General features: G+C 71.6%; 19 protein-coding genes. 11 read left to right on the forward strand and 8 right to left on the reverse strand.

Translation table 11 applies throughout. The features are described 5' to 3' along the window. Nucleotides 1–2: 2 nt before the first annotated feature. Both FHX80_RS28115 and FHX80_RS28120 read left to right on the forward strand, forming a co-directional pair. Nucleotides 3–950, forward strand: a complete 948-nt coding sequence (locus FHX80_RS28115; RefSeq protein ID WP_145766754.1) for a M23 family metallopeptidase — start codon at nucleotides 3–5, stop codon at nucleotides 948–950. Between the two features lie 183 nt (nucleotides 951–1,133). Continuing rightward, nucleotides 1,134–1,979, forward strand: coding sequence for an SGNH/GDSL hydrolase family protein (locus FHX80_RS28120; protein ID WP_145766755.1), 846 nt, complete (start codon nucleotides 1,134–1,136; stop codon nucleotides 1,977–1,979). Nucleotides 1,980–2,143: 164 nt separating this feature from the next. On the opposite strand, the gene FHX80_RS28125 is transcribed toward FHX80_RS28120, so the two are convergent. From FHX80_RS28125 to FHX80_RS28145, 5 genes are all read right to left on the reverse strand, one after another. Beyond that, the gene (locus FHX80_RS28125) at nucleotides 2,144–3,025 is read right to left on the reverse strand and encodes an STM4011 family radical SAM protein (RefSeq protein WP_145766756.1); all 882 of its coding nucleotides are present in this window, start codon (nucleotides 3,023–3,025) and stop codon (nucleotides 2,144–2,146) included. 7 nt (nucleotides 3,026–3,032) lie between these two features. Then, nucleotides 3,033–4,406 (reverse strand): STM4012 family radical SAM protein, encoded by a 1,374-nt coding sequence (locus tag FHX80_RS28130; protein WP_145766757.1) that lies wholly within the window; start codon nucleotides 4,404–4,406, stop codon nucleotides 3,033–3,035. After that, the gene (locus tag FHX80_RS28135; protein WP_145766758.1) at nucleotides 4,403–5,218 is read right to left on the reverse strand and encodes an STM4013/SEN3800 family hydrolase; all 816 of its coding nucleotides are present in this window, start codon (nucleotides 5,216–5,218) and stop codon (nucleotides 4,403–4,405) included. Before FHX80_RS28135 ends, FHX80_RS28130 begins: the two co-directional genes overlap by 4 nt. A 37-nt stretch (nucleotides 5,219–5,255) precedes the next feature. Beyond that, nucleotides 5,256–6,401, reverse strand: a complete 1,146-nt coding sequence (locus tag FHX80_RS28140) for an STM4014 family protein (protein WP_145766759.1) — start codon at nucleotides 6,399–6,401, stop codon at nucleotides 5,256–5,258. Nucleotides 6,402–6,587: 186 nt separating this feature from the next. Next, nucleotides 6,588–7,541, reverse strand: coding sequence for an STM4015 family protein (locus FHX80_RS28145; protein WP_145766760.1), 954 nt, complete (start codon nucleotides 7,539–7,541; stop codon nucleotides 6,588–6,590). Between the two features lie 174 nt (nucleotides 7,542–7,715). Between FHX80_RS28145 and FHX80_RS28150 the strand changes: the two genes are divergently transcribed. After that, nucleotides 7,716–8,042, forward strand: a complete 327-nt coding sequence (locus FHX80_RS28150) for a hypothetical protein (RefSeq protein WP_145766761.1) — start codon at nucleotides 7,716–7,718, stop codon at nucleotides 8,040–8,042. 87 nt (nucleotides 8,043–8,129) lie between these two features. Next, nucleotides 8,130–9,185 carry a DUF6745 domain-containing protein gene (locus tag FHX80_RS28155; protein ID WP_145766762.1) on the forward strand — a complete coding sequence of 352 codons (1,056 nt, stop codon included), beginning with the start codon at nucleotides 8,130–8,132 and terminating at the stop codon, nucleotides 9,183–9,185. Nucleotides 9,186–9,239: 54 nt separating this feature from the next. Here FHX80_RS28155 and FHX80_RS28160 read toward each other — a convergent pair whose 3' ends face one another. Next, the gene (locus FHX80_RS28160; RefSeq protein WP_145766763.1) at nucleotides 9,240–9,851 is read right to left on the reverse strand and encodes a TetR/AcrR family transcriptional regulator; all 612 of its coding nucleotides are present in this window, start codon (nucleotides 9,849–9,851) and stop codon (nucleotides 9,240–9,242) included. Nucleotides 9,852–10,019: 168 nt separating this feature from the next. Further along, nucleotides 10,020–11,228 (reverse strand): glutamate dehydrogenase, encoded by a 1,209-nt coding sequence (locus FHX80_RS28165; RefSeq protein ID WP_145766764.1) that lies wholly within the window; start codon nucleotides 11,226–11,228, stop codon nucleotides 10,020–10,022. Between the two features lie 352 nt (nucleotides 11,229–11,580). Between FHX80_RS28165 and FHX80_RS28170 the strand changes: the two genes are divergently transcribed. After that, entirely contained in the window at nucleotides 11,581–12,021 is a 441-nt protein-coding gene (locus tag FHX80_RS28170) for a PPOX class F420-dependent oxidoreductase (RefSeq protein ID WP_145766765.1), read from the forward strand. A 99-nt stretch (nucleotides 12,022–12,120) separates the two neighbouring features. Further along, nucleotides 12,121–13,383, forward strand: a complete 1,263-nt coding sequence (locus tag FHX80_RS28175) for an MBL fold metallo-hydrolase (RefSeq protein WP_145766766.1) — start codon at nucleotides 12,121–12,123, stop codon at nucleotides 13,381–13,383. Nucleotides 13,384–13,419: 36 nt separating this feature from the next. On the opposite strand, the gene FHX80_RS28180 is transcribed toward FHX80_RS28175, so the two are convergent. After that, entirely contained in the window at nucleotides 13,420–13,677 is a 258-nt protein-coding gene (locus tag FHX80_RS28180) for a cupin domain-containing protein (protein WP_145766767.1), read from the reverse strand. 102 nt (nucleotides 13,678–13,779) lie between these two features. Here FHX80_RS28180 and FHX80_RS28185 point away from each other — a divergent pair, with 102 nt between their 5' ends. The 5 genes from FHX80_RS28185 (at nucleotide 13,780) to FHX80_RS28205 (ending at nucleotide 19,835) form a co-directional block, all read left to right on the forward strand. Beyond that, nucleotides 13,780–14,430 (forward strand): hypothetical protein, encoded by a 651-nt coding sequence (locus FHX80_RS28185; protein ID WP_145766768.1) that lies wholly within the window; start codon nucleotides 13,780–13,782, stop codon nucleotides 14,428–14,430. A gap of 57 nt (nucleotides 14,431–14,487) precedes the next feature. Continuing rightward, on the forward strand, nucleotides 14,488–15,480 hold the full coding sequence (locus FHX80_RS28190) for an ArsR/SmtB family transcription factor (RefSeq protein WP_145766769.1): 993 nt from the start codon (nucleotides 14,488–14,490) through the stop codon (nucleotides 15,478–15,480). Nucleotides 15,481–15,673: 193 nt separating this feature from the next. After that, the gene (locus tag FHX80_RS28195; protein ID WP_145766770.1) at nucleotides 15,674–16,387 is read left to right on the forward strand and encodes a C39 family peptidase; all 714 of its coding nucleotides are present in this window, start codon (nucleotides 15,674–15,676) and stop codon (nucleotides 16,385–16,387) included. A 28-nt stretch (nucleotides 16,388–16,415) separates the two neighbouring features. Continuing rightward, the gene (locus FHX80_RS28200) at nucleotides 16,416–17,405 is read left to right on the forward strand and encodes an alpha/beta hydrolase (protein WP_208764740.1); all 990 of its coding nucleotides are present in this window, start codon (nucleotides 16,416–16,418) and stop codon (nucleotides 17,403–17,405) included. A 426-nt stretch (nucleotides 17,406–17,831) separates the two neighbouring features. Next, a complete protein-coding gene (locus tag FHX80_RS28205; RefSeq protein ID WP_208764741.1) occupies nucleotides 17,832–19,835 on the forward strand; it encodes a sensor histidine kinase in 2,004 nt (667 codons plus the stop codon). The last annotated feature ends 2 nt before the right edge of the window (nucleotides 19,836–19,837 follow it).

Genomic DNA, 19,837 nt, shown 5'->3' on the forward strand with positions numbered 1-19,837 from the left:
TCATGCCCATATCGGGTAAGCACCGCAGTCCGAAGTCCAGCACCATCGCCCGTGCCGTCATCGTCGCGAGTGCCGGCGGAGCCGTCATCGCGCTTCCGCTGCTCGGCGCCACCGGCGCCGGCGCCGCGGAGCAGACCGCTCCCGTCACTCCGAAGTCGGCCGCCGCCACGCACGCCGCCCCGGCCAAGCCGGTCTCCGCCGAGCAGGCCGGCACCACGACGTACTCCGTCGTCTCCGGCGACTACCTGTCGAAGATCGCCGCCGAGCACAAGCTCAAGGGTGGCTGGGAGAAGCTGTACCAGGACAACCGCAAGGTTGTCGGCGACGACCCGAGCCTGATCTTCCCGGGCATGAAGCTGACGCTCGGCGGCCAGGCCTCGACCACCGACGCGCAGACCTCCGCGGGTGCCACCACCCCGTCGAAGGCCCCGTCCACGGCTCCGGCCAAGACCGAGTCGAAGGCCCCCGTGGCCTCCAACTCCTCGTCCTCCTCCGACGCCCAGGCGTCCAACGGAACCTCGGCCCAGGCCGCTCGGAGCACCGGCTCCGGCTACGTCCACCCGGTTCCCGGCAACCACACCACCGCCTACCGCGCCTCCGGCGCCAACTGGTCCAGCGGCAGCCACACCGGTATCGACTTCCCCGTCTCCACGGGCATCAGCGTGAAGTCGATCAGCTCGGGCACCGTCGTCACCGCCGGCTGGGGCGGCGCGTACGGCAACGAGGTCGTCGTCAAGCACGCCGACGGCCACTACTCGCAGTACGGCCACATGTCCTCGCTCTCCGTCTCGGCGGGCCAGACCGTGAGCGCGGGCCAGCAGGTCGGGCTCTCGGGTGCCACCGGCAACGCGACCGGCCCGCACCTGCACTTCGAGATCCGCACGGGTCCGTCGTACGGCTCGGACATCGACCCGATCGCCTACCTGGCGTCGCACGGAATCTACGTCTGATCCAGGTAACGCCGGTCCGGCGACCCGGACCACGGCAATACACAGAGGGACGGTGCGCGGCGGCGCGCCGTCCCTCTGCTTATTCCCCCTTTACCAAAAACTGACCGGGTGGCCTATCTCACCACCCGTCAACCCCATATTACGGTCGCGTAGGTCACATTCGACAGTGCAGGATATGCCGTTGTGGCAGACGATTCGAGAAACTTCCGACAGGGCGTCATCAACCGACAGGGCGCCATCGAGTCGTACGCGGCGATTGGCGACAGCTTCACCGAGGGAGTCGGCGACCTCGGCCCGGACGGAACATTCGTCGGCTGGGCGGACCGATTCGCGGTACTCCTCGCGGACCAGCTCCCGGACCTCGAAACGGAGCCGGGCACAAGAAGTGCCGCGCCCGGGAACTTCAGGTACGCCAATCTCGCCGTACGAGGACGTCTCCTCGACCAGATAGTCGAGGAGCAGGTGCCGCGCGCCAAGGAACTCGCCCCCGACCTGGTGAGCTTCTGCGCGGGCGGCAACGACATCATCCGGCCGGGAACCGACCCCGACGACGTGGCCGAGCGCTTCGAGCGCGCGGTCGCCGAGCTGACCGAATCGGTCGGCACCGTCATGGTCACCACCGGCTTCGACACCCGCGGCGTTCCCGTGCTGCGCCATCTGCGCGGCAAGATCGCCACTTACACCGCCCATGTGCGGTCCATCGCGGACCGCTACGACTGCCCGGTTCTCGACCTGTGGTCGCTGCGCTCCGTGCAGGACCGGCGCGCATGGGACGGCGACCGGCTGCACCTGTCGCCCGAGGGACACACCCGGGTAGCGCTGCGTGCGGCTCAGGTCCTCGGCCTCGGCGTGCCGGCCGACCCGGACCAGGAGTGGCCGCCGCAGGCGCACCGGGGAACGCTGGAGGTCCGGCGCGACGACATCCACTGGGCGCGCGAGTACCTGGTGCCGTGGATCGGGCGCCGGCTGCGCGGCGAGTCCTCGGGCGACCACGTGGAGGCGAAGCGGCCGGATCTGCTGCCGCTCTGAGGGGCCGGGCGCCGGGACGGGGTTCACCGAACGGGCGCCGCTCGGCGAACCCCGGGGCGGTGATCCCGGGAATGACGGCCGCACCCACGATTGGCGACTGACGACAACGCCGCGGGCGCAGGTCACGGGCGCCGCGACGCCGCCGTCGGTCGTGGGTGAGGCCGTCAGGGGCTCGCGCGCTCGATGAGGGACGACTGCCGGGCCGGTATGCGTTCCAGTACGCCGCCCGCGAAGACGTCGTACAGCGGCAGTGTCTCCAGATGGACGTAGCCGATGTGGCAGTCGCAGACGGCCAGCGGGCAAACCCGCGGGCCCAACGCACCCCGATAGCTTCCGTCGTAGAGATTGCCGAGCGCGGCCCGGACGAAGTGGCAGCGGCGCACCGTGCCGTCCCCGTCCACCGAGATGACCGACTCACCGGTGCGGCAGGGCAGCCCGGCCGAGCGGTGCGGGTGGCGGCTGTACGGGAACAGCGGGTCGATCTCCGTCCACCGGCCGGCCTCCTCGTCCGTATAGCTGTGCCCTTCCGCGGCGTTGACCCAGAGGTACACCTCTTCGGGGAGCGCCGCCCGCAGCCGCCGCGCCTCGTCGAGATGACCGTCCAGACCGACCACACCGACGCTGTGGCGGATCCCCAGGGACGCCAGCTCGTCGCACCGGGCGAGGAAGCGCTCGTACGGCGTCTGGCCCGGGTGGTACGTGCACCAGAGCGCGATCTTGTCCCGGCCGGTGGTGCCCGCCGCGGCCAGCCACTGCGTACGGCCGCTGAGGTTCGTCTGGATCGCCACCCGGCGGATGTGCGGCAGACGGGCGAGCTCGACCAGCGCCCGGCGGTACCAGGAACGGACCAGCGCCTCGCCCCACGGGGTGAACAGCACCGATATCCGGTCATCGGTCTGTGCCGCCGCCCACGCCGTGAACCGCTCCAGTGCGGCCCGGTCGGCCCGCAACTGCTCCCGGCTGTCGCGCCGCTTGGCGAACGGGCAGTACGGGCAGTCGTAATCGCACGAAGCGAGCGGCCCGCGGTAGAGAATCGTCAGGTCCATGAGGGACTCACTTCAGCTCGTACGAGGCCATCGCGGCCCGCACGGCGGGGGAGAAGAGGTCGGGGCCCAGGGCGTCGGAGTGCGCGAGGCCCTCGGGCGACAGGCGCAGCAGCCCGGAGTCCGCCCCGTCCGGATCGAGCCAGCCCCGGTGCTCGAACAGGGACAGCTCCTCGCGGAAGTCCTCGGCCGGCCAGGTACCGAACCGCTCGTGGTAGTCCGACAGCCGCAGCCCCTCGGCCTGGAGGACCGACTGGAGGAGATGCCGGCGGCGCGCCTCACCGTCGTCGGTGAACCGGCCCACCTCGGCGTGCGAGAAGTCCTCGGTCGCCGTGTAGCCGTCGATGATCGCCCGTACTTCCCGCATCTCCACGGCGTAGTCGAAGGAGTAGTGCAGCCGAGAGGTGTACGAGCGGGCGCCGCAGCCCAGCCCGATCATGCCGTCGGTCTGGCACGCGTAGTCGTCGGGGCCTCCGGCCTGCGGCGCGTCGGCGCGGCGGAACATCCGCATCGACACCTGCTCGTAGCCGTGGGCGAGGAGATGATCGCGGCCCGCGCGGTACAGCCGCAGCCGCTGTTCGTCCCAGGCGGAATCCGCGTCCGCGGCCGAGGCGCCGATCCTGCCCAGGCCGGTCAGCGGACGTACGTACAGCGGGTAGAGGTACAGCTCCTCCGGCCGCCACTGGAGGGCCGCGTCCAGCGAGGCGCGCCAGCTCGCCGCGGTCTGTCCGTCGATGCCGTAGATCAGGTCGATGTTGAGGACCGGGATGCGGGCCTCCCGGATCAGCCCGAGCGCCGCCTCCACATCCGCACGGCGCTGCGGACGGACCGCCGCCCGTGCCTCGGCCTCGACGAAGCTCTGCACACCGATGCTGATCCTGGTCGTTCCCCGGTCGGCGAGGACGGCCAGCCGGTCGGCCGTCGCGGTCGACGGCGACGTCTCGACCGACAACGGCACCGACCGGAGATCGGCGCCCATGCGCTTCTCCGCGATGTCGCACAGCCGGTCCAGCTCGCCCGCCGTCAGGAAGGTGGGGGTCCCGCCGCCGAACGCCGCCGCGGCGAAACGCACCGGCTCCGTGTCTCCCAGCGCGTCCCGTACGGCCGTCGCCTGCCGGTCCAGCGCGTCGAGGTACCGGGTGGTGAGCTCGTCGGGGGCCCCGATGCGGGTGAAGAGGTTGCAGAACCCGCAGCGGACCTCGCAGAACGGTATGTGGAGATAGAGCGAGAGCGCGTCCTTGCGTTCCCCGGCCCACAGCTCACTCAGCGCGGGCCGCCCGCCGGGGTCCTCGGACAGCGTGCCGTACGCCGTCTTGTGCGGATAGGCGTAGACGTAGCTCTGGTACGGACGGGGGGAGCGTCGGGGAGAGCGCGGACTGTTCATCGGGCGGTGGCCCCCGGTTCCAGGAAGAAATGTGCGTACGGAACGGTCCAGACGGACTCGTGTCCGAGCCGGTGACCGGTGTAGCCGTCGTCGCCGTACGCCGTGCCGTGGTCGGAGCAGACGATGGCGAAGGCGCGGCGGCGGCTGCTCGCGGCGGCGAAGAGGCGGCCGATGTGGGCATCGACGTACTCCAGCGCGGCGGCATGGGTGGCACGGCTGTCACCTGCGTCGCGGGTCGCCCCCGGCCGGTGGAACCAGTTCGGCTGGTGCAGCGCGGAGACATTCACGAAGAGGAAGAGGCGCTGTCCGGGTGGGAGCTGCTCGACGACCTGCTCGGCGCGGGCCACCTGCGCCTCGAAGGACGTCTCCGACGCGACGCCGAACTCGGGTTCCCAGTGCGCCTCCTGGAACATTCCGGGCAGCACCGAGCCGAGCGCTGCCTGCCGGTTGAAGAATCCGACGCCGCCGATGCACACCGTGCGGTAGCCGGCCGCGGCCAGACCCGAGACGAGGTCGGGGGTGTCGAAGACGAACGTGCGCTCCGCAGTGGTCTCGCTGCCCGCGAACCGGGCGGCGAACAGCCTCGGATGCGGCCCCGGGGCGGCCGGCGTGGGCAGGAACCCGGCGAAGATCGCCTGGTGGGAGGCGTACGTAAAACTTCCCGGGGCATGCCGCCGCTCCCAGCTACCGCTTGGCAGATGCCGGGCCAGGTTTGGGATGCGCCCGGCGGCGGCGAGCTCCGCCGCGACGTCGTACCGCAGGGTGTCCAGGGTGACGAGCAGCAGGTCGTGGCTGCCGACGACCTCGCTCATATCAGGGTTCCGGGCGTCCGTGACGCCGGACGGGGGTTCAGGATGCTGCGCTGACACGGTGGTTCCTTGCTCTGTTCAGTACGGCGGCGACCTGCGCCGCATGGGTGTCCAGGCCCTCGGCGCCGCTGCCCGGCAACCCGGTCAGCCGCGGCAGCAGATCGCCGAACGCGTTGACCTCGCCGACAGCGAAGCGCCGCCAGCCGATTGCGGGCAGCAGATCGACGCCCACGCACAGGGTGTCCGGGAAGGCGGCGCCCGCCCGCTCGCACACGGCCAGGGCCGCGCTCCAACTGCCGCCCGCCGCCTCGACGGCGGCTCGCACCTCGTCCAGATCGCCGCGCGCACCGCCGAGGTGCAGATTGGTCATGGGGGAGTGGCTGGTGCGGACGACGGCATGGGTGGCGCGGCCGTCCACCACCACGACCCGCAGATCAGCGACCCGGCCCCGCTGCGAGGCCTTCGGCAGCCAGCGTTCGATGTGCAGACCGTCCGGCGCGAGCGCGTCGATGATCGCCGCGACCTCGCGTTCCGTCGTGAGGCGCCGCACCCGCAGTGAGTTGTGGAGCCGCCCAGCCGGGTCCCGCTCGACCGAGGTGGTCGCCCGGACCCGGCCGGGCCTGGCCGTCTCGACGGCCAGTACCCCGGAGGCGGACGAACCGTGGGCGGGCTTCACGAACACCCTCGGCATACGGTGGTCCGCCATCAGCCCGCGCACATCCGCCCAGCCGCGCACGGGCGGCGCGGCGGGACCCGACGTCGGCGAGGGCGGCACGGGCACGGCCGCCGCGTCCAGCACGCCGTGACAGAGGCGTTTGTCGAACAGCACCGCGATGTCGCCGGGATCATCCAGCAGCACCGCACCGGCCTCGGCCGCCGCCCGCGCCACCTCCCGCACGGCGGAGGTGAACCGCGCGTACCAGCGGGCCGAACCCTCCACCCTGGTCGGGTCGTCGACGCCGCGCAGCAGCCGCTCGACCCCGGCGTCCTCGCCGGGCGAGTCGATGCGCACCGTCTCCCCGGGCAGGAAGACCGCCTCGCCCCTCAGCACGTCCAGCCAGGACACGGTGCGGGCCGGGGGCAGCCCGGCGGCGCGCACGGCGTCCTGGAAGAGCGCGACCCGGCGGTTGCCGGGATTGCCGACGACCGCGAGGCGCGGCGGCGTGCTGCTCACCGCCCGCGACACAGCGGGGCTCGTCGTCCTCGGGATCCCAGCAGTCCGCCCCGTCGGGATCGAGGTGGGTGCCCGAGAGCGCACCCACCGCCCGTAAGCGGTCCGTCACCGGATCGGTGAGGTGGTGGTGACGCAGATCCAGCGACGTCGGACGGCTGAGCGGCTGCCCCGGGGTGTTCGATGCCGTTCACCGCCGCATCACTCCGACACCGAGGTGTAGCGGCCCTCGGCCCCGCGGTCGCCCCACGGCTCGCAGCGGTCCGACAGATCGACCCGCACCCCGTGCGGCTCCAGGGCCTCGGCGATCCGGCGCTCCATCGGCTCGGTGAGGAAGTGGTGGTGCAGATCCAGCACATCGAGATGGGTCAGCGGCTGACCCTCCAGCAGCGCGGCCGCGCCCTCGTTCCCGAGCGTGCCGCAGGACAGATCGAGCGTACGGAGCCGGGCAACCAGCGGGGCCGAAGCGATGGCCGCCGCGATCTCGTTCTCCACCTCGCTGTTGCGCAGACCGAGATGGTGCAGGGCCGGGAACCGGGTGCCGGACAGCAGGGGCGCGAGATCCGCCACGTCGGCATCGCCGCCGTAGGCGGAGACACCCAGCCAGAGATCGAGCCGCTCCAGCGCGGGCAGCTCGCTGTCCAGCACCCCGCGGACCACCGAGACCGGCAGCCCGCCCGTCTCGATGGTGAGCGAACGCAGACGCTCGTGCCGGGTGGGCGGGAAGACAAGTTCGGATCCGCCCCGCACCCCGAACTCCACCAGCGCGGGGTAGGCCGCGAGCAGAGCGGTGACATCGCTCTGCTCGATCCAGGAGATCTCCGACTCCTCCATCGTCAGATCGCCGACGAACACCGCCTCCAGTGACGTCAGCCGGTCGGCGGCGGCCGTCACGAGACCGATCGGATAGGACGAGTTCTCCTCGTACGACTCGCCCCACTGCCCGATGATCAGCGCCCGCACCCCGGCGGGGTCGACTGCCGCCAGGAACGAGGCGAACTCCTGCTCCCAGGTGCGGTCCTCGTCCTCGTACGGCTCGACCGAGACGCGCCAGGCCGCCGCGCCGGCGGCCGGTCGGGGCCCGTCGCTCTCGTCTTGCTGGAAATCGACGGCCGGAAGGCCGAGCAACTCGTGCAGATGGTCCACACCGGACATGGCCCTGATCTCCTGTATGACGGCGAAGGTTTGATGTCCGCAAGGTTTATCAAGGCCCACTGACAACGGGGTGCACGGGCCCGGCGTCCGGCGCTCCAGCCGATTGTCAGACCCCCGCCGTAGCGTTTTCCACGTGGTCGGCACAGCGGGTGCCGACCGGGACGGGAGACGTCTGTGTACCGGCAGGGCGATGTGCTGATCGTGGCGTTGGAGGAGTCGGCGGTACCCCCGAACCTCCTGGACGCGCCGGGGGAACTGCGCGACGGGCGGGGCCGGCTGGTGCTCGCGCTCGGTGAGGTCACCGGCCACGCGCACGCCGTGCCGGGACCGGGACGGCTGATCCGGGAGGGCGGTGTGTTCGGCCCGATGCTGCTCCACCTCCCCGACGGCGGACGCGTGGTGCACGAGGAGCATGCGGTGATCCCGCTGCCGAAGGGCTGGTTCCGCGTGGTGCGCCAGCGGGAGTACGCACCGGGGGCGGTCCGCATCGTCGCGGACTGACCCGGCCGGTCCGGCCCGGCTTGTGAGGGCCGGTACCGAAGAGTGATCCGAGAACACGGGAAACAGGAAGCAGGGGACGGGAAGACGATGGAGTACGTGGACTCTTGGCGGGCCGTGGCGGCGGCGACCGGTGCGGCGGACCGGTCGGCCGCCGAGGACGGGGTGCGGCTCGCCTACCGCAGCGCGGGGCTGGCCGAGCCGGAGGAATTCGTCTGGGCCGATTCGCCCAGGGCGGCCGTCGGTCTCGTGAGGAAGCTGAACGACGCCGGTCGATCGGTCCGGGAAGAGGTACGGACCCGGCCCTGGGCGGAGGAACGACGTCGGATGTACGACGAGTTGGGCCCGGCCGGCTGGTCCGCACTCTGGTCCGCCACCGGCGCCCAGCTGTGGGAGACCACGGCGGCGCTCGCCGAGCGGATACGGGCGGGTGTCGTCGCCGAACGTACCGAACCAGGTGAACTCGCCGAACGCGGCGAGCCGCCCGAGGGCGAGGCGGAGGTCCTTCAGCCCGAGGACGAGTCGGAGATCCGTCTGCTGCTCCTCGACGCGGTCCTGGGCCAGCACGACGCCGCCTGGCTCGCCGCGTTCGACGGCCGGGGCGACCGGCTCGACGGACTGGCGGCGGTGGCCAGGAACGCGGGCTGGTGGTGGCCTTACGAGCGCACCGTGGTGATCAGTGAGCGCCCCGAGGCGTTGCACCGCGACGAGGCGGGCAGGCTCGACCGCGGCGACGGGCCCGCGCTCTCCTACCGGGACGGCTTCGCGCTGTACGCCTGGCGCGGCATGCCGGTGCCCGCCGACTTCCTGGCAGAGCTGACCGCGCTCACCCCCGAACGGATCCGGGCCGAGGAGAACGCGGAACTGCGGCGCGTGATGCTGGAGTTCTACGGATACGACCGCTACCTCACCGAGTCGGGCGCCGAACCGGTCCACCGGGACGAGACGGGCATCCTCTGGCGGATCGCGCTCGACGGCGACGAGGACGTGGTCATGGTCGAGGTGGTCAACTCCACCCCGGAGCCGGACGGTACGTATCGCACCTACTGGCTGCGGGTGCCGCCCACGACGCGGACCGCGAAGGACGGTGTCGCCTGGACGTTCGGTCTGCAGGGAGAGTCCTACGCGCCCGTGCGCCAGACCTGACGGGCCCGCGCGAGGGGGAGGGGGAGTGATCGGTGCGGTCGGCCGGGCCGGTGGTCAGGCCGTCAGCGTCGCGTGGTCGATGCCGAGTTCACGGGCAAGCGCCTGCTCGGTCCACTCCAGCATCGTGGCCCGGGAGAGCGGACCCGCGTACGACGTCATCTGCACCGCCAGACCGTCCAGCAGCGCCGTCAGCCGCCAGGCCACGGACATCGGGTCGTCGCAGTGGAACTCGCCCGCGGCCGCGCCCTCCTCGATGACCTCGGCCAGCTCCGCCTTCCACTGCTGGTCGAGATCGCCCGCCACATTGCGCAGCGCAGGGTCGCGGAGCGAGGCCGTCCAGCCCTCGATCCACAGCCGCCAGCCCTTGGCCTGGCCCGTCGGGGCGTACCAGCGCACCGCGGCGCGCAGCCTGCGCACCGCCGTGGTACGGCGGGCCAACAGCTTGCGCAGATGGATGAGATCGGCCTCGGCCGCATGCGCGAAGGCGGCGGCGACCAGTTTCTCCTTGGTGGAGAAGTGGTAGAGCACGAGAGCGTTGCTCACGCCGAGGACGGAGGCCACATCGGCGATCCGTACCGCCGCGACACCTCGCACCTCGATCTGTTCGACCGCAGCGCGCAGCAGTTCCTCGCGTCGCTCCGTGACACTCAACCGCACTCTTCCCACGGCGTCACCCTAACCAATGCCGTATCCGGGGCAGGCCGGGGGCGAAGCCGTGGTCCTCTGAACGGTACCGGCGGCGGCCCGTGCCGGAACCATGGCATGACCTGCCGACGGGCCCCGGCCCGGGCCCCCGCCGCAGCGGCTTCCGCCGAGGCCGCCGTCGCGGCCCGGTCAGCGGTACCAGCCGAAGCGTTCCGCCATCACCGGCAGCCGGTCTGCGACCACGGCGTGGGCCGCCGCCCGGGGGCTGCAGCCGTCCGCCGCTGCCCGGGTCAGCACGAGCTCGACGAGGGCGCGCATCGAACTCCGGGTGTAGGCAAAGGCCTCGTCGGCATCGGCGCCGATATCGCCGAACAGGGTCCACCACCACCAGGCGTTGGTGCCGGAGTTGACGACCACATCGGGCAGCACCGTGATCCCACGCTCCGCGAGCAGCGCCTCGGCCTCCGGCAGCACCGGCATATTGGCCGCCTCGACCACCCAACGGGCCCTGATCCCGGCCTGGTTCGAGGCGTCGATGGCGTACGACACGGCCGCGGGTATGAGCACCTCCACGTCCTGGGCGAGCCAGGCCTCGGCGGGCAGCTCACGGTCCGTGTCGCGCAGCGCGCCGCGGTCCACCGTTCCGTAGGAGTCCCTGGCGGACAGCAGGGCCTCGACGTCGAGGCCGGCCGGGTTGGCGATCGTGCCCTTGACGTCGGCGACGGCGACCACCCGCAGCCCGGCCTGCGACAGGAACCGGGCCGTCGCCCCGCCCATGGTGCCGAGCCCCTGCACGGCGACCCGCGCCCCGCTGTACGCGACCCCGGCCCGGTCCAGCGCGGCCAGCGCCGACTCGGCGACCCCGCAGCCACCGACCAGCTCGTCGAGGCCGATGCCGTCCACCTCGACGTCGAAGGCGTCGGCCAGCCGCTGCCGGGCCGCCGTCTCGTCGTCGAGCAGCGGATAGACGGCTTGCACGGAGGAGACGAGCCCGGCCTCCGCGGCCGCCCGGTCGACCAGGTCCTGGCTGAGACCCAGGTCCTCACCGGTCGTCCAGATGCTCTCGACGTACGGACGCATGGCCCGCAGGTAGCGCACCAGGACCCCGTATGCGGCCGGATCACGGGGATCGCAGTCGATGCCGCCCTTGGCGCCGCCGAGCGGGACGTAGCGGGCCCCGGTGCGGTCCGCGTCGAAGTGGAGGGCTTCCTTCATCGTCATGCCGCGGGCCAGTCCGGCCACCTCGTCGAGCGTGCAGCCCGCCCGCATCCGCAGCCCGCCGCTGGACACCCCACGCACCAGCCGGTCGACGACCAGGTGTCCCTGGCGGCCGGTGATGTGATCCGTCCAGGTCAGGGAGATCAGCGGGGCGGGCGGGGACACCGCGGGCGTCGTCATCGGGAGTTCTCCTGGGTCACTGCGATCGGGGCGGGCCCGGGGCGATGCCGCGGAACGCGGTGGCGCGGAATCCGGCGCCCCGTCCGGCCGACGGTCTTCTACTGAATCGCGAGTCAGTATCGGGAGGTGAGGGCCCGCTGTCAATGCGACCTGCGCCGAATCGTCGATTCAGCGGCCGGAGTGCGCCGGGCGGGTCGGGCGCGGCGTGCTGTTGCGGTCCGGTCCGGCGAGGGGCGGCGAGGAACGGAAATTACGCGGAGGGCCGAGTGGACGCTGTGAGCCGGATGCCGGATGCCGGATGATCGGAGCGTGGATGCGGAATCCTTCGCAGGGGCCGGACGTTGGATTCGGCATGACGGGATTCAACGCACAGCAGGATGCGCTTCTCCGGCTGCTCTCCGAAGGCAACAGCGGCGTGCTGGTCACGCTCAAGCGGGACGGCCGGCCCCAGCTGTCCAATGTCAATCACTTCTACTACCCCGATGAGCGCATCGTCCGTGTCTCGATCACCGAGGACCGTGCGAAGACCCGGAACCTGCGCCGCGACCCGCGGGCGAGCTACCACGTCACCAGCGAGGACCGCTGGGCCTGGACGGTCGCTGAGGGCACCGCGGACCTCACACCGGTGGCCGCCGAGCCCGAGGACGCCACGGTGGCGGAGCTGGTCACGCTCTACCGCGACGTCCAGGGCGAGCACCCGGACTGGGACGACTACCGCAGGGCCATGATCAGGGACCGCCGGGTCGTGCTGAGGCTCCATGTCGAGCACGTGTACGGGCAGCTGCGTGGCTGAGGCAGCCCGTGCGGGCCGCCATCCCGTTGGGTGCGCTGCTCTCGCACTGTCGTACCCCCCGTTCATAATGAGACGACACCGACTCCCTCAGGAGATCTTGTGACCGGCGCTGACTCCAAGCTTCCGCTCCGCACCCGGCTGCGTGCGCTGCGGCCCGCCGACTTCGGGGCCGACCCGGGCGGCGCCCGGATGGAGCGCATTCGTCGTTCCCCCAACTTCGCCGACGGAGCGTTCCAGAACCCGGTGGGGGCGCGGACCAGACCGTCCGGGTCCGCGCTGGAGTTCGCGAAGACCTACTTCCGCAAGGAGGAGCGGGCGCGCCGGGCGCCGACGGGTGATGTGCCGGTCCACGCCACCACGCTGGCCGATCTCGCCAAGCCCCCCGTCTCAGGGCTGCGGCTCACCTGGATGGGGCATTCCAGCGTGCTCGCCGAGATCGATGGACGGCGGGTCCTTTTCGACCCGGTCTGGGGTGACCGCTGTTCGCCCTTCGCGTTCGCCGGACCGAAGCGCCTGCACCCCGCACCGCTGCCGCTCGCCGCGCTCGGCCCGGTCGATGTGGTGGTGATCTCCCACGACCACTACGACCACCTGGACCTTCAGACCATCCGGGCCCTGGCGGGCACCGACACGGCCTTCGTGGTGCCGCTCGGGGTCGGGGCGCACCTGGAGCGCTGGGGTGTGGCCCTGGACCGGATTCGTGAGCTCGACTGGAACGAGACCACGGAAGTGGCGGGGATCAGCCTGACGGCCACTCCAGCGCGGCACTTCTGCGGCCGTGGCCTGCGCAACCAGCAGCACACCCTCTGGGCGTCGTGGGTCGTGGCCGGACCCGAGCACCGGATCTACCACAGCGGCGACACGGGATACTTCCCCGGCTTCAAGGAGATCGGTGCCGAGCACGGGCCCTTCGACGCCACCATGATCCAGATCGGCGCGTACAGCCAGTACTGGCCCAAGGACCACACGAACAGCAAGCCGGAGCCCGGTGCCTGGCCGGACATCCACATGAGCCCGGACGAGGGGGTCCAGGCGCATCTGGACCTTCAGGGAAACGATCCGGCCGCGGGCGTCATGCTGCCGATCCACTGGGGGACGTTCAACCTCGCGTTGCATCCGTGGGCCGAACCCGCCGAATGGTCGATGCGCGCCACGCAGTTCGTAGGGGTGACGATGGTGGCGCCGCACCCGGGTCACCCCTTCGAGCCCGCCGATCCTCCGGCGGTCGAACCGTGGTGGCGTCGGGTGGCAGCGGAGCCCGCTCCGGGATGGGGCAACTGGCCCCCGGTCCACGTACAGCTTCCCGGCGGGGCCAGGACGCCCGCCCCTGACCGTGACCGCGACCGGGCCGCCCAGGCCTGACGGGCGGGGGCACCCGGCGGGCGCACCCTTTCGGGTTCACACCGGTGGGTGGAGGCGGGCGCGCTGTCCGTCGTGATCGAGGATGCACAGGATGTCGGCCGGTCCGCCGTGTGCCTTGATGGCGTGCGGGATCATGGTGGGGAACTCGGCCGCCTGGCCCGTTTCGACGCGGATGGCGCGCTCACCGAGGATTAGCGTGACGGTTCCCGACAGGACGGTGAACCAGTCATTGCCGGGGTGGACCCCCAGCTGATCGGCCGTTCCCGGGCCCCGCGCCTCGTCGGTGATCCGCATCTTGGCGACGGTGACACCGGCGGGGCCGGACCCGCGGCGATCGAGGCCGGTGACCTGCTCTGGGCGGCAGCCTCCCTAAACCACAGGGGTGACCCCGAGTGGGTGCCTTCCGGTTTCGATGCTCTGCGGCCGGGCGGCCTCCTCGCCGTCACCGAGACGGACATCATTCCCCGCTTCCTGCCCGAGGACATCGGTGTGGGCCGGCCCGGCGTGGAGGCCCGCCTCCACGCCGGGCCGAACGAGGCGCCCGCCGCCGGCTGGGCGGGTCACGTGGTACGCGCGGGCTTCGTGCTGGAGGCCGAGCGCCCCTTCGTGAGCGACCTGCACGCCCCGCTGCCGGCCGCCACCGCCCGCTACGCCCGGGCGGGTCTGCGGAAGCTGAGCTCGCACCTCGGCGCCGTCATCGACGACGCAGGCCACCACCTGCGGCGTGCTGACCTCTCGGTCCGCACCACCCGGACCACCTGGGTGGGCCGCCGCCCTGACCATCCGGTGGGTGGCTGCGCCGCACGGACGGCCGCACCGGATCGCCCAACCGCCGAACTTCCGACGCGACACGTGCGCCGCCCACCACTCGCCCCAGGGAGAGTCCTACAAGGACGGGTCGGCCTCGAAGTTCCCTCTCTTGAAGGTGAGTTCGCGGTGGTGCGGGCCGGGAGCCGGGCGGTGGCCGAACGGCGGTACGCTGCCCGGAGGAAGCGGGTGCGGTGCGGCGGCTTCCCGGTACAACCCCCCCTTCCACCGGCTCGCTGAACCCTGGGTACGGCCGTGGTCGGCATCAGCACACCTTCACTTTTCGAGGGAGCGACCATGCTGCGGGTGTACTTCACGTCCGAGGATCTGGCGCGGGTCCGGGTGGCCCCCGGGCCGGACTTCCTCTGGGAGATCAGCAACAGCGTACAGACGCTTCAACGCCGTGACGGAGAAAGGGCCTTCGGGGCATGGCGACGCTGGGTGCGGCCGCGGCTCTCCGCGAGCCCCCGGCTGCTGTCCTCCCTGCTGCCCCCGCGCGGGTACTCGCCGGACTTCCTCACTCCCACCTCCGGTGACCGGGCGACCCTGCAGTCGGCCGTCGACACCCTGATGAGTACTCCGCGCCCACGGCTCCGGGCCGATCTGACGCAGCTGGCTGCCTCGCTTCAACTGCCCGGCTGGGTGAGCTCCTTGGCCGGTGGAGACGCCGATACTCTCCGGCAGCTCGGCGAGGCCCTGCGTACCTACCAGCTGGAGGCGCTCGCCCCGTACTGGCACCGCGTCCACGCGCACATTGACGCCGACCGCGCCCTCCGCCTGCGCAGTCTGCTCGACGGTGGCACCGAGGGGCTGCTGGCCGGTCTCGGACCGCAGTTCCGCTGGCGCCCGCCCGTACTGGAGGCGACGTACCCCGTCGACCAGCAACTACGGCTGCGCGGCAGGGGACTTGTGCTGCAACCGTCGTTCTTCTGCTGGCCCACGCCGATCACCCTGGCCGACGGAGACCTGCCACCCGTTCTCGTCTACCCCATCCACCACACCACGGGCTGGGCCGGCCCCGCCCCAGCCCGTCCCGCAGAGGGAGCCGGCCCGCTGGGGCCACTGCTCGGCCACACCCGTGCGGGCGTTCTGCGCGCGACCCGTACCGGATGCTCCACGGTCGAGGCCGCCCGGCTCCTGGACGTGACCCACCCCGCCGTCAGCCAGCACCTGAACGTGCTGCGTGCGGCGGGCCTGGTCGCCACCGTGCGCAAGGCCGGACGGTCCTTCCACGTCGCGACCGCGGAAGGGCGGGCCCTGCTGGCCACCGAGGAGCAGGCGCGGCAGTAGCCGGAGCCGCGACGGGCCCTCGGCTTCGCCGGTAAGCCTGAACTTTCGTTCCTTGCGCCCGTCGTGGGCCGGGAACCACGCTGACTCCTGTCGCACCAGGCCATGCCGCGCGGAGTCGTGGCGCTCACGGCCGGATGCCTCCCTGAAGGCGTTTCTTCCCGCAAGGCACGTCCCCCCACCCTCAGGAGCCATTATGCGCAGGAGACTTGTGTCCACCGCGATCGCCGTCGCCACGGTCGGGGTTCTCCTCCACCCCGGCATGGCCCAGGCATCGCCCGCGTCGAACATCCCCTCCGTGTCCGTACGCGCCCACGGAACGAAGGCCGGAACGGCCGTCGTCAGTGGGCACGACCAGCCGGGCACCCGGCTGCAGGTCGACTCGGGCAGTACCCGGAGCGGGCACTGGCTGCAGATCGACTATCAGGTTCAGGAGACCGGCTACTGGTGCGGTCCTGCCGCCACCCGCATCGCGCTCTCCGCCCGTATGGCGCCACCCAGCCAGGGCGTTCTGGCCGGACAGCTCGGCACGACCCAAGCCGGTACCGACCACATCGGTCAAGTCACCGGCGTGCTCAACTCGAACCTCGGCGGGGGCTGGTACGAGACCAAGGAGATGCCGAACGACCCGCCCACCCAGGCCCAGCGGGACCTGCTCTGGTACGACATCGTCTTCGACATCGACCGCAACTACCCGCTGGTGGCCAACATCGTCGCCCCGCCCGGCAACCAGCCGCCCGGCTACCCGTCGGACCAGACGATCTACCACTACTTCACCGTCTTCGGCTACGACGACGTGGACCGCACCGTTCTCATAGCCGACCCCGCCTCCTTCAGCGGCAACCAGATCTACTGGATCTCCTTCGACCAGCTCGCCACGCTGATCCCGCCGAAGGGCTACTCGGCATGAAGTGTCCCTTCCCGACCAGGAGGCCGTGTTGAGCAGCTACCGTCCCACCCGCAGAAACGTCCTCAAGGCCGCCGGGGGAATCTCCGCCGCGATGGCTCTGGGGACCGGGGGCATCCTCGCGTCCGCGTCGCCGGCCAGTGCGGCCGGCGACGGCTTCGGGCTGCACATCGTTGACCGCAACGAGGCCGATCCGCGTATGTGGTACTACCGGTTCTCGACCGACGCGATCGACTGGAACCCGGGCGTCAACGTCCTGCTCCCCGATGACTACCACACCGGCGGACGCACCTACCCGGTCCTCTTCCTCCTCCACGGAGGCGGTACGGACCAGGACTTCGTCACCTTCGACCGCGCGGGCATCCGGGACTGGACGGCCGGGAAACCGGTCATCGTCGTGATGCCCGACGGCGGACACGCGGGCTGGTACTCCAACCCGGTCAGCTCCAACACCGGCGCCCGGAACTGGGAGACCTTCCACATCAACCAGTTGCTTCCCTGGATCGACGCGAACTTCCGTACCTACGCCGAGTACGACGGCCGTGCCGTCGCCGGGTTCTCGATGGGCGGCTTCGGCGCTCTGAAGTACGCGGCCAAGTACTACGGCCACTTCGCCTCGGTCAGCGCCCACTCGGGCCCGGCGAGTCTGCGTCGCGACTCCGGACTGGTCGCCCACTGGGCCAACGCCTCCTCGGCGGCCCTGGACCTGGGTGGTGGCACGGTCTACGGCATCCCGCTGTGGGACGTGGCCAGGGTCAGCGCCGACAACCCGGTCGAGCGCGTTGAGAGCTACCGGAACAAGCGGATCTTCCTGGTGGCCGGCACCGGCCCCGACCCGGTCAACTGGTTCGACACGGTGAACGAGAATCAGGTGCTCGCCGGTCAGAGGGAGTTCCGTGCCCGCCTCGGCGACGCCGGCATTCCGCACGAGTGGTACGAAGAGCCGGGCGGACACATGATCCGCGACTACATGGTCCGCCGCGACCTCGACGGCATCATCGCCCGGCTCCGCAAGGCGTAGCGCGGCCGCACACGGACGCACGATCACGGACTCCCCTCCCCGCACGGCCTGGCCCGGCGGACCGGTCGTACGGGGAGTGGGGCATCGCTTCACCCGGGACCACGACAAGCCCCCCTCGACATCCGGCGAGTTCGAGGAGGCTTCTCGCATGCCCGGACATCGGAAGGCGGCCGGTGAAGCCCCGCCTCCCGGTCGGTCTTAATCGGTCGCTCGTACGAGAGGTCATACCAGAGCGGGACGGATGGTGGGCAAGTTCCACAACTGACCGCCGCGGCCTCGCCACGGACGACTACCGTGTGTGTCCGGTGATCAACGGTGAGCTCACATTCTTGGGGCTCACCCGGCCGATGATCCGAGAATGACCGACCATCGTAGGTGCCACCACATGAATACCGATTCCTGGGGCCCCACGTACCGAGGACGCTGATGTCTCAACTTCGCGCACCCGACGCGCGACCGGAACGCCGAGAGGGCGGGCGGCACGGCCGACCGGGTGCCCGTTCCCACTCGGCCGCGGCCAGACCGCGCGCTGCCCAGCCTTCCCCCGCGGCGCGTATACGCCCCCAACTCCTGCGCACCGCAGTGCTGCCGGCCGTCGCCGTCGCGCTGGCCGGCGCCGCGGCCGTCATCCTCACGGTCCGCTCTACCGGCACCCGGCCGTCCACGGAGCTCTGGACCGCGCTCGGCGCCGCCGCGGCGCTGGCCGCCGCCGCCGTGACGGCGGCCTTCCTCGCCGCCAACCGCGTCGCCACCACCGTCCTCGGCCGCTGCCTCGCGCTGCGCCGGGCCAGCGCGCAGGGCCAGGCCGAACTGCAACAAGTGGTGGAACAGCTCCGCAACGGGGAACCCGTGCCCACGCGCCGGCCTCCGCAGCCCCCCGCCCCCGGCAGCGACGGCTTCGAGCTGCTGGCGCAGGAGCTCGGCCGGCAGCAGGATGCGGCCGTGGCCGCCGTCGTACAGGCGTCCCGGCTCTCCGAGCACACCGGCGAGGACCAGAAGGTCGAGGTCTTCGTCAATCTGGCACGCCGGCTGCAGTCGCTCGTGCACCGCGAGATCCAGCTGCTCGACGAGCTGGAGCACGAGGTGGAGGACCCCGATCTGCTCAAGGGCCTCTTCCACGTCGACCACCTGGCCACCCGCATCCGCCGCCACGCCGAGAACCTCGCCGTCCTCGGCGGCGCCGTCTCCCGACGGCAGTGGAGCAACCCGGTCACCATGACCGAAGTGCTGCGCTCGGCGATCGCCGAGGTCGAACAGTATCCGCGGGTCAAGCTCGTGCCCCCGATCGACGGCACCCTCCAGGGGCACGCCGTGGCCGACGTGATCCACCTCCTGGCCGAACTGGTCGAGAACGCCACGGTGTTCTCCGCCCCGCAGACCCAGGTCATGCTGCGCGCCCAGCGCGTCACCGCCGGTCTCGCCCTGGAGGTTGAGGACCGGGGCCTCGGTATGCCGGCCAACGAGCAGAAGCGGATGAACGCCCTGCTCGCCGACCCCGACCAGGTCAATGTCGCCCGGCTGCTCCAGGACGGCCGGATCGGCCTCTTCGTGGTGGCCTCGCTGGCCCGCAGGCACGGCATCGCCGTGCGGCTGCAGAGCAACATCTACGGGGGCACACAGGCCGTACTCGTGCTTCCCCAGTCCCTGCTCGGAGCCGAGGACGACGCGTCCGCCGGGTCCGGCACGGCCCCGGCCCCGCCCCCGGGCCCCGTGCACCGCCCGCCGCCCCTGGACGAGGCCGCGGCACACCGGGACCACGGCCCGGGCCCGACGCCCGCTCCGGAGCCGGAGCGCCGGCCGTACGTTCCGAACCAGCAGTTGCGGACGCACCAGCCGCCGCAGCAGACACGGCGCCAGGGCGAGGGCCCGCCGCTCCCGCTGCGCGCCGAGCGCCTCGACCGGTCCGTGCCCGCCGTCGCCCACCCCGGCAGCCGGCCGACGGACGACGCGGTACCGGCGCTTCCTCCGGAGCCCGGAGCCGTACGCGGCACGATGGGCCGGCCGCAGCTCCCCAGGCGTGCCAACCAGGAACATCTGGTTCCGCAGCTCAGGGAGGCGCCCGCCCCGCGTACCGAGGACGAACCCGTCCTGCACGACCCGGGCCTGGTGGCAGCGTTCCGACGCGGCATCGACCTCGCCGAGGCCCGTGCCGAGTCCGAGCCCGAAGCCGAAGCGGGATTCCCGTCCGCATCCGGATTTCAGCCCGAGCCCGAGCCCGGGTTCCGGTCCGAGCTGGAATTCCGGTCCGGAGCGGGGTTCGAGTCCGGATCGGAATCCGGGTTCGGGACGGCTCCGGAAGCGGGGACCGCTGCCCGGGCGCCACTGGATCCGCTTCCGGTCCGCGGGGCCGTGGCGCCGGGGGAACTCCTCCGGGCCGGCTCCTACCACAGCGATCAAGACGCACTCGACGCGAACACCTCGAAGGAGTAGAT

Origin of the sequence: Streptomyces brevispora, from assembly GCF_007829885.1 — a bacterium.
Lineage (GTDB): Bacteria > Actinomycetota > Actinomycetes > Streptomycetales > Streptomycetaceae > Streptomyces > Streptomyces brevispora.

Excerpts from the sequence above, each read along its gene's own strand:
- FHX80_RS28115 (WP_145766754.1), top strand. The coding sequence starts at position 3 with ATGCCCATATCGGGTAAGCACCGCAGTCCGAAGTCCAGCACCATCGCC.
- FHX80_RS28125 (WP_145766756.1), bottom strand. The coding sequence starts at position 3,025 with ATGGACCTGACGATTCTCTACCGCGGGCCGCTCGCTTCGTGCGATTAC.
- FHX80_RS28130 (WP_145766757.1), bottom strand. The coding sequence starts at position 4,406 with ATGAACAGTCCGCGCTCTCCCCGACGCTCCCCCCGTCCGTACCAGAGC.
- FHX80_RS28135 (WP_145766758.1), bottom strand. The coding sequence starts at position 5,218 with ATGAGCGAGGTCGTCGGCAGCCACGACCTGCTGCTCGTCACCCTGGAC.
- FHX80_RS28145 (WP_145766760.1), bottom strand. The coding sequence starts at position 7,541 with ATGTCCGGTGTGGACCATCTGCACGAGTTGCTCGGCCTTCCGGCCGTC.
- FHX80_RS28155 (WP_145766762.1), top strand. The coding sequence starts at position 8,130 with ATGGAGTACGTGGACTCTTGGCGGGCCGTGGCGGCGGCGACCGGTGCG.
- FHX80_RS28165 (WP_145766764.1), bottom strand. The coding sequence starts at position 11,228 with ATGACGACGCCCGCGGTGTCCCCGCCCGCCCCGCTGATCTCCCTGACC.
- FHX80_RS28170 (WP_145766765.1), top strand. The coding sequence starts at position 11,581 with ATGACGGGATTCAACGCACAGCAGGATGCGCTTCTCCGGCTGCTCTCC.
- FHX80_RS28180 (WP_145766767.1), bottom strand. The coding sequence starts at position 13,677 with ATGCGGATCACCGACGAGGCGCGGGGCCCGGGAACGGCCGATCAGCTG.
- FHX80_RS28190 (WP_145766769.1), top strand. The coding sequence starts at position 14,488 with ATGCTGCGGGTGTACTTCACGTCCGAGGATCTGGCGCGGGTCCGGGTG.
- FHX80_RS28195 (WP_145766770.1), top strand. The coding sequence starts at position 15,674 with ATGCGCAGGAGACTTGTGTCCACCGCGATCGCCGTCGCCACGGTCGGG.
- FHX80_RS28205 (WP_208764741.1), top strand. The coding sequence starts at position 17,832 with ATGTCTCAACTTCGCGCACCCGACGCGCGACCGGAACGCCGAGAGGGC.